The following is a 12,979-nucleotide window of genomic DNA, read 5'->3' on the forward strand; positions in this document are numbered from 1 at the left end:
CGACTGACCACACTGCGGTCCAGCGGATTCCACGCTGTGAACGGTGACGAGCCGGTAGGATTGGACGGTGGTAGATCGCAACGACATTGGCTCCTGGCTGACCGGACCGGACACTTCGGGCATTTCCAAATACCCGGGGGAGCGGTTGGGGCTACCCGAGTCCGGGCCTGGTTCAATCGCCCGCGCGGGACGCCGCATCGTCGCCATCATGCTCGACTGGGGCGTTGCACTGTTGATCAGCAATTTTGCCTTTGCCGGCGACTCCTGGGCTACCCTTTTCGTCTTTGCCGTGGAGCAGACTCTGCTCGTGGGCACGCTTGGGTACAGCATTGGCCACCGGATAGTTGGCATCCACGTTCTTCGGCTGGGCGGCGCTCCGGCGGGACCCTTGGCCGCGCTGGTCCGGGCGGTGCTCCTGTGCCTGGTCATCCCGGCCGTCATCTTTGATCCGGACCACCGTGGCCTGCATGACAAAGCCATGAACACGGTCCTGGTGCGGCGCTAGTTCCACGCCCCGGCGTGTTCCTACACCCCGGCGGTTTCCTTGACGGCTGACGTGCGTGCCGTGTTGTCCGTGAGGTGACCGCGCTTCCCGGCCCAGCGCTCGAAGGCGATGGTAGCGAACGGGAAAACGGCTGAAACGCCTGCAAACAGCGCCACCGGGAACGGCCAGCGCTGGAGCCGCCACAACGTAAGGGCAGCGACCCCGTAGCCCACGAACAGTGCGCCGTGAATCGGTCCGGCGATTTCCACCCCCAGTTCGCTGGTTTTGGCGACCCATTTGAAGTACATGCCAATGAGCAGGGCAGCCCAGCTGAAGGCCTCAGCCACCGCCAGGATCCGGAAGGTCCGGATAACGACAGTCTTCAGCGGGATTTTCATGGGTTCTCCGATCTCAGGATGTGTTGGCGCGACGGTTGGCGCGCAAAAAAATGCCGCCCCGGTACCAGCCTGAGCCGGAACCGGGGCGGTTCTAGGTTCTTAGCGTCCGCGGTTGGGGCGCGCCTTGTACGGGTCGATGCCCTTGGGGATGGGCAGACGGTTGCCCAGCGACGAGATGCGCTTGGACACCGCGTTCACCTCAAGCTTTGTCAGTTCGTTCTTCAGCTTGCCCATCTTCCTGGCCACCTGGCTGATGGGAACCTGGCCCTCGCCGCGGCCGCTCTCGATCACGTGAACGGTGACATTCGGGAGGATGCGCGCCAGGCGTTTGCGTTCCGCGTCGAGCAGCGGCTTGACACGGACGGAGGGGCCTTCGCTGACCAGGACGACGCCGGGACGGCCGATCGCGCGGAAGACGGCGTCCTGGGTGCGCGGGTTGACCGCAACGGGCTGGTCTTCGGTGACCCAGCCACGCTTCAGCGTGCCCAGGGCAGCGCCGGACGCGCCGGGCTGGTTCTCGATCTGAGCGAACGCCGCGCGCTCGGCCCGTCGCGACAGGATCAAGGTCGCGCCGAGGAGCCCGAGCGGAATGCCGATCAGCAGGCCCGTGATCCAGTTCTCCAGCCAAAAGCCCACCAAAAGGCTAACGGCCACCACACCGAGGAACACCAGCAGCATCAGCCACGGAACCATGGGGTCGTGGCGGCGGGTCATGTTGAAGACTTCGCCGATCTGCTTCAGACGGCTGGGCTTCTTGACCTTCGCTTCTTTCGGCTTGCGCGAGAAGAGGCCACGCTTCGGGGCGCCGTCGGCCGCCGGGGCAGTGTTACTGGAATCAGGGGATTTCGCCATAGTGCCTCAATTCTACGTGATTTATGCCTGAGGGCCGGACGCCGGAAGTTGTCCGGTGCCGGCCCTCAGGGCACAACAAACTTACTGTTCAGGATCGGGCGGCCAGCAGTGAGCTGGCTTCCTGGCGGGTGCTGCCGGAGGACTCGATGTGGGCGAGCTGGGCCGGGATTTCCCAGCCCTTCTTCCGCATCGCGGTGGCCCAGAGCCGGCCGGCACGGTAGGAGGAACGGACCAGCGGGCCACTCATGACCCCGAGGAAGCCGATCTCGTTCGCCTCGTCCTGCAGGTCCACGAACTCCTGCGGCTTGACCCAGCGGTCCACCGGCAGGTGCCGCTCGGACGGGCGCAGGTACTGGGTGATGGTGATCAGGTCACAGCCGGCCTCGTGCAGGTCCCGCAGGGCTTCGGAGATTTCCTCGCGGGTCTCGCCCATGCCCAGGATCAGGTTGGACTTGGTCACCATGCCCAGGGCCCGGCCCTGGCTGATGACATCCAGGGACCGCTCATACCGGAACGCCGGCCGGATCCGCTTGAAAATCCGCGGCACGGTCTCCACGTTGTGCGCGAACACCTCCGGCTTGGAATCGCAGATCGCCGCGATGTGCTCGGGCTTGCCGGAGAAGTCCGGGATCAGCAGCTCCACCCCGGTGCCCGGGTTCAGCTCATGGATCTTCCGGACCGTCTCGGCGTACAGCCACACGCCCTCGTCCGCGAGGTCATCCCGGGCCACCCCGGTGACCGTGGCGTAGCGCAGCTGCATCGCCTGCACCGAGCGGGCCACCTTGGTGGGTTCGAACATGTCCACCGGGGACGGCTTGCCGGTATCGATCTGGCAGAAATCACAGCGCCGGGTGCATTCGGAGCCGCCGATCAGGAACGTGGCTTCCTTGTCTTCCCAGCACTCGAAAATGTTCGGGCAGCCGGCCTCTTCACAGACCGTGTGCAGGCCTTCTTTTTTGACCAGGTTCTTGAGCTGGACATACTCCGGACCCATCTGGACCTTGGCCTTGATCCACTCCGGCTTCCGCTCCACGGGTACAGCGGAGTTACGCTGCTCAACGCGCAGCAGCTTCCGGCCTTCTGGTGCCAATGTCACAGGAGCGCTCCTTCTGGGTTTGCGACGAGTGCGTCTTCATGTTTGCGGAACTCGGCCATAAACCGGTCCGCTATGTCACTCGGATTGATGGTCCGGCCGGCTTCGATGGACATCGTGGTGACACCGGCATCGGTGATGCCACAGGCAATGATCTGCTCGTAGGGCGCCAGATCGTTGTTGCAGTTGATGGCAACACCGTGCATGGTGACACCATCCAGAACGCGGATGCCGATGGCGGCAATTTTCCGGTCCGGGCCTTTGTCGTCCGCGGTGATCCACACTCCGGCGCGGCCCTTGATCCGCTCTGCGTTGATGCCGTAGTCAGCCATGACGGCGATCATGACTGCCTCAAGCCGCTCAACGTAGTCGCGGATGCCGGACCGGTTCTTCAGTTTGAGGATGGGGTAGGCGATCAGCTGGCCCGGGCCGTGCCAGGTGAGCTTGCCGCCGCGGTCCACAGGAATCACCGGCGTCCCGTCCAGCGGACGCTCGTGCTCTTCGGTGAGTTTGCCCGCGGTATAGACGGCCGCGTGTTCAAGGATGAGGACCGTGCTGGGTGCCTCCGCTGCAACAACTTTGGCGTGGATGTCGCGTTGCAGGTCCCAGCCCCGGGTGTATTCGACCAAGTCCGGGGCGAGACCCACCTGTGAAAACTCAAGAGTCATGCCATCCAGCTTAGACCCCGGTCCCCAGGGGGTCCGGTATAAGTGGCGGACCTCTCATGCGGCCCGGACACTACGCCGGCACCTGCTCCCTGTGGATAACTTCTGCGCGTATTCCGCGATTCCGCTAGACATGACTCATGGATCATTTCAAAGCTCCGGAAGTTCCGGGTTTCCTGGTGGGACGCATGCTGGGCCGGGGCGGAAGCTCAACGGTGTGGCTGGTAACCGAGGAAAGGACCGGCCGGGAATTCGCGCTGAAATGCCTTGGCCCGGAGGCCTGCGGGGGCGCCGGCGGCCCTGACGCCGCGGGGCTCGACGGTGCGGCCGGGGAGGACGGCATCCGCCGTGAGATTCGGATCCTCTCGGTGCTGGACCATCAGCATCTCATCAAGGCCCTCGACGTCCTCCGGCTGGCGCGGCAGCCCGGACCGGGAGCCGCCGAGGGAGCCGCCGGATCCGGGATGGGCCTGCTGCTGGACTATGCGCCCGGAGGTTCCCTGGCAGAACTTGTTGCCAGCCGCCGCAACCTCCCCATCGGGGAGACCGTCACCGTGCTGACGCCCATCGCCCAGGTGCTTGGATACCTGCACGCCAGGGGGTTCACCCACGGTGACGTCTCGCCCGGCAACGTCCTGTTCACCGGGCACGGCAAACCGATGCTGTCCGACCTCGGCATCGCCCGCATGGTGGGAGATGCGTCGGCGGTGGCGGACCAGGGAACGGCGGGCTTTATGGACCCGGCACCGGTGGATGCGGTGCGGGCAGGGCTGCAGCCGGAGCGGGATGTTTTTTCGGTGGCAGCCCTGGGATGGTATTGCCTGACGGGTGAGCCGCCGCGGCGGAGTGCAGACCGCCCGCCGCTGTCCCTCCTGCTCCCGGACGTGCCGGCCGAGCTGGCCGCTGCCCTGGAGGCCGGCCTGAATGAGGACCGGAGGCTGCGGCCTACCGCCGTTGAACTGGCGACGGCGATCTACCGCAGCGCGCCGCCCTTGCCGATTGACCTCGCATCCTCCGTCCATGCCACGGTCAGTCCGCAGTTGCTGACCCGGCGGCGTGTTCCCGAACGCCCGGACGGTGCTGTCCGGAACGGTCTGGGTGCATGGCGCAGAAAACTCGCGACGTCGCGCTGGTCCGGCTTCGTGGGGGTTCGCCAAGTGCTCCCTTTCCCGGTGGAGGAGGAAAGGCCTGGGCGTCCTGCTCAGCCTTTAGCCGCGGCGCTCACGGCGGGAGCAAACGTGACAACGGGAGAGATGCAGTCCACGCGACGCGGCAGGCGCGCCGAACAGCAGGAGGCCAATCGTCGCAGGCCGGCGCCCGGACGCGGGACCCTGGTACTGGCCGGGGGAACCGCTGCCATGATTGCGGCCGTCATCTGGATGGCCGGCGCCTTCGGGCCCGGCGGGCTGTTCACGGGAATGGAAGGATTCAGAGGGCCGGCCACGGGGAGCGGCTCCAGCCAGGAAGCGCTGAGTGGTGCCAATCCGGACACGTCCCCGAAGGAAACCGGCACCACCGGGATTCCGGCTGCCGTCGCGGCGCGGCTGGGCTCACAGGATCCGGGCGAGGCTGTTCACGGGCTGGCTGCCGTCCGTTCGTTGGCGCTCAACTCGGGCCGGCTGGAGCTGCTGGACCTTGTTAATGCCCCGGGCTCCGCGGCCGCCGCCACCGACGCGCGGCTCAGGGATGCGCTCCAGGGATCCGGCCACATGCTGGCGGGCTTCACGAGCACACTCTCCGATGTCCACGTTCTGCCTGGCGGTTCGCCCGGCCAGGCCATCGTGGGGGTCACTTCCTCCACATCATCGTATGTGGAACAGGACAGCACCGGCACGGTGGTGGCCGCCGGCGCCGCCGGGACAGGACAGGCTCTTCGGCTCGTCCTGGTTCCCCTGGACGGGCAGTGGAGGATCAGCGACGTCCTGCCGGGTTCATGACAACAACTGCATAAGCTTCGCGTCAGCGCCGGCTCCTGACGATCAGCGCCCGGCGAGCCAGGCAGCGGCCTGGCCAAGCGACGGGTGCTGCCATTGGAAACCGGCTGCCTCGAGGACGGCAGGCTCCATGCGCTGGCTGGGCAGTAAGAGTTCGTCGGCGAGCTTGCCCAGGACCAGGCGCAGTGCCGGGGCGGGCACCCGGAAGATGGCCGGCCTGTGAAAGGCCGAGGCCAGGACGGCGGTCAGGGTGTTCACGTCCGCCTGTTCGGGGGCGCACACGTTAACCGGGCCCCTGATGGCGGAGGAGGCAAGGAAAACGAAGGCCGCTGAAACGTCGGGCAGCGTGATCCACGGCCAGTACTGCCTGCCGTTGCCCAGCGGGCCGCCGACGCCGAGGCGGATGAGTGGAAGCAGCCGCCCCAGTGCGCCGCCGGACCGGTTGAGCACAATTCCCATCCGCGGTGTCACCACACGGACGGCGGGTGGTGCCTGGTGCGCGGCCGCCTCCCACTCGAGGCAGAGACGGGCCAGGATGGTGGAACCCGGTGAAGCGGTTTCCTGAAGCTGGGCCGGCCCGGAGTCGCCGTAGTACCCGGAAGCTGACTGGCTGATAAACGTCCGGGGCGGGGCGTCCAGTTTGTCCATCGCCTGCGTCAGGGTTTGGGTGGCACTCAGGCGTGAGGTGAACAGTTCGGTAATCCGGTGTTTTGTCCAGGGCCTGTCGCCGATCCCTGCGCCCGACAGGTTGATCACAGCGTCAGCACCGTCCAGCGCCGAGGGGTCCAGGCGGTGCGCGGCCGGATCCCATTGAAATTCAGTGGGAGTGGAAGGCTTGCGGCGGACCAGGGTCACCACCTGATGGCCGGTACCACGAAGGGTGGCGGACAGATGTGTCCCGATCAGCCCGGAGGCTCCGCTAATGACGATGCGCATGATCCATCTCACCACGCCCCAACCTTTGACGGAACCGGTGTACCTCCCGGGGGCGTCAGCACGGGTTGACTATGATCGAACGATGACTTCTTCGAGCTACTTCCGATTTCCGCACGTCCACGGCGATCTGGTCACCTTTGTGGCGGAGGACGACGTCTGGATTGCGCCGCTTAGCGGCGGCCGGGCGTGGCGTGTTTCGTCACTGCAGCTGCCTGCCCGCAACCCCCGCTTCACTCCCGACGGTAAGCGGCTGGTCTGGACCGTCATCCAGGGGACAGCGCCGGAAGTGGTTTCGGCCGAGGTCGACGGCGGTGGCTACCGTCAGCTGACGTATTTCGGCCACGGAACCACCAAGGTCAAGGGTTTCACCGCAGCCGGTGACGTGGTGGTCACCAGCGCCTTCCGCCAGGCCGAGAGCCGGCACACCTACGCCTACAGCCTGCCGGTTGACGGCGGCTGGGCCGAAGAACTTCCCTTCGGCCCGGTGGAGTCCGTGGCCTTTGGCCCGGAAGTCGGAGACGAACGGCCCGTGGTCCTGGCCAGCGTGCTCTCCCGCGAGCCGGCCTGGTGGAAGCGGTACCGCGGCGGTACCGCAGGCAAGCTGTGGATCGACGCCGACGGTAACGGCGAGTTCGAACGGCTGGTTCCCGAACTGGACGGAAACCTCACCGATCCCCTGTGGGTGAAGGGAAGGATCGCGTTCCTCTCCGACCACGAAGGGTTTGGCAATCTGTATTCGGTCCTTCCCGGCGGCGGGGACCTGCGCCGTCACACGGACCACGAAGATTTCTACGTCCGGCACGCAGCCACCGACGGCGAACGGGTGGTCTTCGAATCGGCCGGCGAACTCTGGGTCCTCCATGATCTTTCCTCGGAGCCCGTGCGGCTGGACATCACGTTGGGCTCGGCGTCGCAGTCGCGGCGACCGTCCCTGCTGAAGGTCACCAAGCACCTGGGCGCGGTGGTCCCGGACGCCGGCGGTTCGGCCAGCGCCGTCGAAGCCCACGGCACCATCCACTGGCTCCGGCACAAGGACGGGCCCTCCCGCGTGGTCGAAGCCACCCCCGGCGTGCGTGCCCGGCTGCCCCGACCGCTCGACGGCGGCCGGCTCGCCTACATTGCCGACCACGATGGCGTGGAGGCCATCTACATCAAGGAAATCGCTGCCGACGTTGCCGCACCCCGGGCGGCCGTCGCTGCGCCGGACCAGGCCCGCGCGGTTCCCGCTGCCGCGGTGGCCGCCGGTGACGGGGCCGCGAAGGAGGAGCCGGCACTGCAGCTTCCCAGCCCGGTTCCCGCGGCCGGCGCCACCGCCGTGGTGACTGCCGACGTCGTGGTGGCCGATGATGCTGCGTCCGGCGCCGCGCCCGCTGCGGACGTGAAGACCGCCGACGCCGGGACCGCCTCCGGAGGTGCCGGACGTCAAACTCCTGCCGCTCCCGCGGGCGCGTCCCGCATCGCCTTTCCGAAGCCGTCGCGCGCCAGCGCCCTGGAAGCCAGCCCGGACGGCAAGTGGCTGGCCGTGGGCACCTCGTTCGGCGACGTGTACGTGGCCAACACCGCCACCGGCGAGTTGTCACTGGTCGCCAGCATCGGTGAAGGCACCATCGGTGAAATGGCATGGTCCCCGGACTCACGCTGGCTCGCCTGGTCCGAACCCGTCACCTCGTTCGGCTCCCGGAGCCGGTTGCGGCTGGCGAAGGTGGAACAGCCGGACCAGGAAATCGTTGAGGTTACCGACGGGCGCTTCTGCGATGTCTCGCCGAGTTTCACCCCCGACGGGAAATTCCTGGCGTTCCTGTCGAACCGCAGTTTTGACCCGGTCTACGACGGACACTCGTTTGATCTTTCCTTCCCCAGCCCCATCAAGCCCTACCTCGTGGCGCTGGCAGCGGCCACGCCGTCGCCCTTCGGCCCGTCCGTGGACCTGACGCCCTCAGCCGGCACGGACACGGAAGCCGACGAGGCGGCACCTGCTGAGGTGCGCGTGGACCCCGAGGGCCTCGCGCACCGGGTCATCGGCGTGCCCGTGACCCAGGGGAACTACACCGCCCTGGTAGCCACCGAGGGTGCACTGCTCTGGCTCGACTGGGCCCTGGCAGGCGTCACAGGCGATGGCAAGGCCAGCCAGGAAGACAAGGACGCCCGCCCCGGCCTGGTCCGGTTCGACCTCGCCCGGCGCAAGCCCGTCACCCTGGTCGATGCCGTGGACAGCTACCGGCTCTCCGGCGACGGCCTGAAGGTGGTGCTGATCAGCGACAAACAGGTCAGCGTTGTTCCTTCCACCGCAAAAGCGGACGAGGAGTCCGGCCAGCTGGTCAAGGTTGACCTCGGCAGGATCCGGGTGATGATGGACCCCGTCAGCGTCTGGGGCCAAGCCTTTGATGAGGCCTGGCGGCTGCAGCGCGATTTCTTCTGGGCGGAGGACATGGCCGGCCAGGACTGGGAATCGATCCACAAGCGGTACCGGCCCCTGGTGGACCGGCTGGGATCACACGACGACCTGGTGGACCTGCTGTGGGAACTCCACGGCGAACTGGGCACGTCCCACGCCTACGTCCGGCCGGCGATGGTCACCGAGAACGGCAGTAACGGTCAGGGCCGGCTGGGCGCCGACCTCGCCTTCACCCCCGCCGGCTGGGAGATCACCCGCATCCTCGCCGGCGAGTCATCCGATCCGCTGGCCACCTCGCCGCTGACCCGCCCGGGCGCTGCCGCCATGGCCGGGGACGTGCTCCTCGCCATTGACGGCGTGCCGCTGTCCGGGACGGTCACACCGGCCATGCAGCTGGTTGGGGCCGCCGGGCGCGCCGTGGAACTGACACTGCTCAACGGTGCCGGCCATGGAGCCGAGGCAGGCACGCAGCGGCGCATCGCCGTCGTCCCGGTCAAGGATGAGGAGCGACTGCGCTACCAGGAGTGGGTGGCGGCAAACCGCAGGACCGTCCGCGAGGCTTCGGGCGGCCGCTACGGGTACCTCCACATCCCGGACATGATGGCCAACGGCTGGGCCCAGCTGCACCGTGACCTGGACACCGAAACGGCTCTCGACGGGCTGATTGTGGACGTCCGGCGCAACCGCGGCGGGCATACCTCCCAGCTGGTGGCCGAGTTGATCGGCAGGAAGGTCACCGGCTGGAGCATGCCGCGCGGGGAACGCCCGCGCACTTACCCGCACCACGCCCCGCGCGGTCCGGTGATCATCCTCGCGGATGAGTTTGCCGGGTCCGACGGCGACATCATCACCCAGGTGTCCAAGCTGCGGGGCATCGGGCCTGTCATCGGGACCCGGACCTGGGGCGGTGTGGTGGGAATCGACAACAGGTTCTCCCTGGCCGACGGCACCGGGGTCACCCAGCCGCGCTACGCCACCTGGTTCGGCGGCGGCGTCGGATGGTCCGTGGAAAACTACGGCGTGGATCCCGACATCGAAGTCACCTATCCGCCGCACGCCTACGCGGCCGGCAGGGACCCGCAGCTGGAGTACGGCATCGGCGCCCTGCGGGAAATGATCCAGGAACTGCCCACGGACCGGCCCCCGGCACGTGAAGGTTACCGCCGCCTGCGGCCGGCGCCGCTCCCGGGCCGCCGCAGCTGACAGCTGTCGCCCTCCAACACCGAAGGCCCTGCTCCCACCGGTAATCCGGCGGGAACAGGGCCTTCCGTGTATGTCCGCGCGGCGTACACCGCAGGCGTGACTAGGACTGCAGGGAAGCGTCCAGGGTGATCTCAATGCCGGTCAGTGCGGCCGAAACCGGGCAGCCGGTCTTGGCTTCGCCGGCGATCCGCTGGAACTCTTCCTCTGAGATGCCGGGGATCTTCGCGGACATGGTCAGGTGGCTGCCGGTGATGCCCGTGCCGGCAACGAACGTGACGTCCGCCTTGGTGTTGACTTCCTCGGGAGCGTGGCCGGCCTGGGCCAGGGCATGGCTGAAGGCCATCGAGAAACAGCTCGCATGCGCTGCGGCGATCAGCTCTTCCGGGCTGGTCTTACCCTCGGCGGCCTCGGTGCGCGCCTTCCACGTGACGTCGAACGTACCCAGGCCTGAGCTGTCCAGCGTGGTCTGACCCGACCCCGACATCAGGTCGCCGTTCCATACTGTGTGTGCGGTGCGTATTGCTGCCATGTCCACTCCTCAAGGTCGGTTCGAACCGGGGCCGGCCGTTGCCGCCCCCGCCGGTTCCCATCCTAGGGATTCGGCCGCGCGCTTGCACGGGCTGTCCGCTCTCAGTGGATTATGACCGGACTGCGGTGGGGGAGGGGGTTAAACGCCGACGGCGCCCCTCCCGGATGAGGGGAGCGGCGCCGCCGTGGTGGTGCGTGGGTGATCAGCTCCAGAGCGTGGCGATGGCAACGTTGAGCAGGGCCAGTCCGCCGACGCCGTGGGCGAGGCCGGTGGAGACCGGCTCGCCCTTCTTGACCTTGCGGGCGCCGATCACGGCCAGGACCGCAACCACGATGGCGATAACGAGCTTGATGCCCAGTTTGGTGTAGTTGGGGTTTGAGTCCGGCAGGAACGGAAGGACGCCCATCATGGCGACGCCGGTGAGGAGCTGCAGGAAGGCGCCATCACGCTGGCGCGGGTGCACGGTGGGGGTTCGCATCGTGGCGATCCAGTAGCCCACGATCATGGCCGCGCCCACCACGTGCAGGAAAACCAGAATGTTAAAGAGGATTGTCATGGCTCCAGCTTAGCCAGTCAGTTCTACGTCCCGTAGCAAAGCCACGCGGACGCCGCAGCGCGCTGTCCACGGGCTGCCAGGGGTTAAACCGCGACGGCGGCGCCGGCTGCGGGAGGTTTCCCGCCCGTGCCGGCACCGCCGTCGTTGGTTTGTGAAGCTTAGAGCCCCAGGTCCGCTTCGAAGGCGCCTTCTTCAAGGCGGGCCTTCAGCGACTGCAGGAAGCGGCCCGCGTCCGCACCGTCAACCAGTCGGTGATCGTACGTCAGTGACAGGTACATCATGGAGCGGATCGCGATGGAGTCGTCGCCATTCTCGTCGGCCACCACAACAGCCCGCTTGACGATGGCACCGGTCCCGAGGATGGCGACGTTCGGCTGGTTGATGACCGGCGTGTCGAAGAGTGCCCCGACGCTGCCGATGTTGGTGATGGAGAACGTGCCGCCGGACAGTTCGTCCGGCCCGATCTTGCCCTGGCGGGTCCGGGAGGCGACGTCGGCGATCTTCCCGGCGATGCCGCCCAGGTTGAGGTCGCCCGCGTTGGAGATGACGGGAACCAGGAGACCCTTTTCGGTGTCCACCGCAATCGCCAGGTGCTCGGCGTTGTGGTAGGTGATCTGCTGGGTTTCCTCGTTGTACTCGGCGTTCAGCTTCGGGTGCTGCTTCAGGGCCTCGGCCACGGCCTTGGCGATGAACGGCAGGTAGGTCAGCTTCACACCGTTGGTAGCAAGGAAGTTGTCCTTGCCGGCGGTGCGGAGCTTGACGATGCGGGTCATGTCGACCTCATGTACCTGCGTCAGCTGGGCGGACAGGTCCAGCGACTCACGCATGCGGCGGGCAATGACCTGGCGGATGCGCGGAGCCTTCTGGGTGGTGCCGCGGAGCGACGAAGGGGTGGGACCGGACGCTGCCGGGGCTGCCGACGCGGCCGGCTGGGCCGGAGCGGCTGCCGGGGCAGCCTTGGCTTCAGCTGCCGCGAGCACGTCCTGCTTGCGGATGCGGCCGCCGACGCCGGTGCCGGACAGGGCCGAGACGTCAACACCGTGCTGGTTGGCGAGCTTGCGGACCAGCGGGGTGACGTAGCCGGACTCGCCGTTGGCGGCCGGTTCGGCAGCCGGGGCCGGAGCGGGCGCGGCTGCCGGAGCCGGGACTGCTGCGGGAGCGGGGGCCGGGGCGGCCTCCGCCTTGGGGGCCGGGGGAGCGGGTGCAGCAGCCGGAGCCGGAGCAGGTGCTGCAGGCGCTGCGGCGGCGGGTGCAGCAGGTTCGGCCGGGGCTGCCGGAGCAGGTGCTGCCGCGCCGGAACCGATAACGGCCAGGACGGCGCCAACCTCGGCGGTCTCGTCCTCGTTCACCCGGATTTCCTGGAGCGTGCCGGCAACAGGGGACGGGATCTCGGTGTCAACCTTGTCGGTGGAGACCTCGAGCAGCGGCTCATCAACAGCAACCGTGTCGCCCACGGCCTTAAGCCAGCGCGTGACAGTGCCTTCGGTGACGCTTTCACCCAGGGCAGGCAGGGTGACGTCGTGGCTTTCGCCGCCCGACGCGGCCGGAGCCTCTGCAGCGGGGGCTGCGGCGGGTGCCTCGGCCGCGGGTGCCTCTTCGGCGGGAGCTTCTTCGGCAGGGGCCTCCGCAGCCGGGGCTGCGGGCGCTTCTTCTGCTGCCGGTGCTGCAGCGGGGGCATCCCCGCCGCCGGAACCGTCGCCGATGCGGACCAGGGGAGCGCCTACCTCGGCGGTCTCATCCTCGGCGACGAGGATCTCCTCGATGATGCCGGCTACTGGAGAGGGGATTTCAGTGTCTACTTTGTCGGTGGAAACCTCGAGCAGCGGTTCGTCCACCTCTACCCGGTCACCTACCTGCTTGAGCCAGCGGGTGACGGTTCCTTCGGTGACACTCTCACCGAGGGCGGGCAAGTTAACGGATTCAGACATGTCGTC

Annotated in this window: 11 protein-coding genes; 3 read left to right on the plus strand and 8 right to left on the minus strand. The window is 67.4% G+C overall.

Annotation, left to right across the window (positions count from 1 at the left end):
- The first annotated feature begins 67 nt into the window (after positions 1-67).
- The gene (locus SBP01_RS07765) at positions 68-505 is read left to right on the plus strand and encodes an RDD family protein (protein ID WP_320538018.1); all 438 of its coding nucleotides are present in this window, start codon (positions 68-70) and stop codon (positions 503-505) included.
- A 20-nt stretch (positions 506-525) separates the two neighbouring features.
- Here SBP01_RS07765 and SBP01_RS07770 read toward each other — a convergent pair whose 3' ends face one another.
- The 4 genes from SBP01_RS07770 to lipB all read right to left on the minus strand — a co-directional run bounded on the left by SBP01_RS07770 (position 526) and on the right by lipB (position 3,495).
- Positions 526-882 (minus strand): DUF3817 domain-containing protein, encoded by a 357-nt coding sequence (locus tag SBP01_RS07770; protein ID WP_320538019.1) that lies wholly within the window; start codon positions 880-882, stop codon positions 526-528.
- A gap of 99 nt (positions 883-981) precedes the next feature.
- Entirely contained in the window at positions 982-1,734 is a 753-nt protein-coding gene (locus SBP01_RS07775; RefSeq protein ID WP_275213588.1) for a DUF4191 domain-containing protein, read from the minus strand.
- Positions 1,735-1,822: 88 nt separating this feature from the next.
- Positions 1,823-2,830: a lipoyl synthase gene (gene lipA / locus SBP01_RS07780; RefSeq protein WP_275213589.1), complete on the minus strand. Its 1,008-nt coding sequence runs from the start codon at positions 2,828-2,830 to the stop codon at positions 1,823-1,825.
- Positions 2,827-3,495, minus strand: coding sequence for a lipoyl(octanoyl) transferase LipB (lipB, locus tag SBP01_RS07785; RefSeq protein ID WP_275213590.1), 669 nt, complete (start codon positions 3,493-3,495; stop codon positions 2,827-2,829). Before lipB ends, lipA begins: the two co-directional genes overlap by 4 nt.
- A 137-nt stretch (positions 3,496-3,632) precedes the next feature.
- Here lipB and SBP01_RS07790 point away from each other — a divergent pair, with 137 nt between their 5' ends.
- A complete protein-coding gene (locus SBP01_RS07790; protein ID WP_320538020.1) occupies positions 3,633-5,429 on the plus strand; it encodes a serine/threonine-protein kinase in 1,797 nt (598 codons plus the stop codon).
- A 42-nt stretch (positions 5,430-5,471) separates the two neighbouring features.
- Here the strand turns inward: SBP01_RS07790 and SBP01_RS07795 are convergent, their stop codons facing one another.
- Positions 5,472-6,362 carry a TIGR01777 family oxidoreductase gene (locus SBP01_RS07795; protein WP_320538021.1) on the minus strand — a complete coding sequence of 297 codons (891 nt, stop codon included), beginning with the start codon at positions 6,360-6,362 and terminating at the stop codon, positions 5,472-5,474.
- Between the two features lie 82 nt (positions 6,363-6,444).
- Here SBP01_RS07795 and SBP01_RS07800 point away from each other — a divergent pair, with 82 nt between their 5' ends.
- Positions 6,445-9,960: a S41 family peptidase gene (locus SBP01_RS07800; protein ID WP_320538022.1), complete on the plus strand. Its 3,516-nt coding sequence runs from the start codon at positions 6,445-6,447 to the stop codon at positions 9,958-9,960.
- Between the two features lie 100 nt (positions 9,961-10,060).
- On the opposite strand, the gene SBP01_RS07805 is transcribed toward SBP01_RS07800, so the two are convergent.
- The 3 genes from SBP01_RS07805 to sucB all read right to left on the minus strand — a co-directional run bounded on the left by SBP01_RS07805 (position 10,061) and on the right by sucB (position 12,973).
- Positions 10,061-10,489 carry an OsmC family protein gene (locus SBP01_RS07805; RefSeq protein WP_275213593.1) on the minus strand — a complete coding sequence of 143 codons (429 nt, stop codon included), beginning with the start codon at positions 10,487-10,489 and terminating at the stop codon, positions 10,061-10,063.
- A 202-nt stretch (positions 10,490-10,691) separates the two neighbouring features.
- Positions 10,692-11,045, minus strand: a complete 354-nt coding sequence (locus tag SBP01_RS07810) for a hypothetical protein (protein WP_320538023.1) — start codon at positions 11,043-11,045, stop codon at positions 10,692-10,694.
- Between the two features lie 158 nt (positions 11,046-11,203).
- The gene (gene sucB / locus SBP01_RS07815) at positions 11,204-12,973 is read right to left on the minus strand and encodes a 2-oxoglutarate dehydrogenase, E2 component, dihydrolipoamide succinyltransferase (RefSeq protein WP_320538024.1); all 1,770 of its coding nucleotides are present in this window, start codon (positions 12,971-12,973) and stop codon (positions 11,204-11,206) included.
- Positions 12,974-12,979: the final 6 nt, after the last annotated feature.

The sequence above is a fragment of the Pseudarthrobacter sp. IC2-21 genome, assembly GCF_034048115.1.
Lineage (GTDB): Bacteria > Actinomycetota > Actinomycetes > Actinomycetales > Micrococcaceae > Arthrobacter > Arthrobacter naphthalenicus.

Bases quoted from the DNA above. Each gene is read 5' to 3' on its own strand.
- SBP01_RS07770 (WP_320538019.1), bottom strand. From the start codon at position 882: ATGAAAATCCCGCTGAAGACTGTCGTTATCCGGACCTTCCGGATCCTG.
- SBP01_RS07775 (WP_275213588.1), bottom strand. From the start codon at position 1,734: ATGGCGAAATCCCCTGATTCCAGTAACACTGCCCCGGCGGCCGACGGC.
- lipB (WP_275213590.1), bottom strand. From the start codon at position 3,495: ATGACTCTTGAGTTTTCACAGGTGGGTCTCGCCCCGGACTTGGTCGAA.
- SBP01_RS07790 (WP_320538020.1), top strand. From the start codon at position 3,633: ATGGATCATTTCAAAGCTCCGGAAGTTCCGGGTTTCCTGGTGGGACGC.
- SBP01_RS07795 (WP_320538021.1), bottom strand. From the start codon at position 6,362: ATGCGCATCGTCATTAGCGGAGCCTCCGGGCTGATCGGGACACATCTG.
- SBP01_RS07800 (WP_320538022.1), top strand. From the start codon at position 6,445: ATGACTTCTTCGAGCTACTTCCGATTTCCGCACGTCCACGGCGATCTG.
- SBP01_RS07805 (WP_275213593.1), bottom strand. From the start codon at position 10,489: ATGGCAGCAATACGCACCGCACACACAGTATGGAACGGCGACCTGATG.
- SBP01_RS07810 (WP_320538023.1), bottom strand. From the start codon at position 11,045: ATGACAATCCTCTTTAACATTCTGGTTTTCCTGCACGTGGTGGGCGCG.
- sucB (WP_320538024.1), bottom strand. From the start codon at position 12,973: ATGTCTGAATCCGTTAACTTGCCCGCCCTCGGTGAGAGTGTCACCGAA.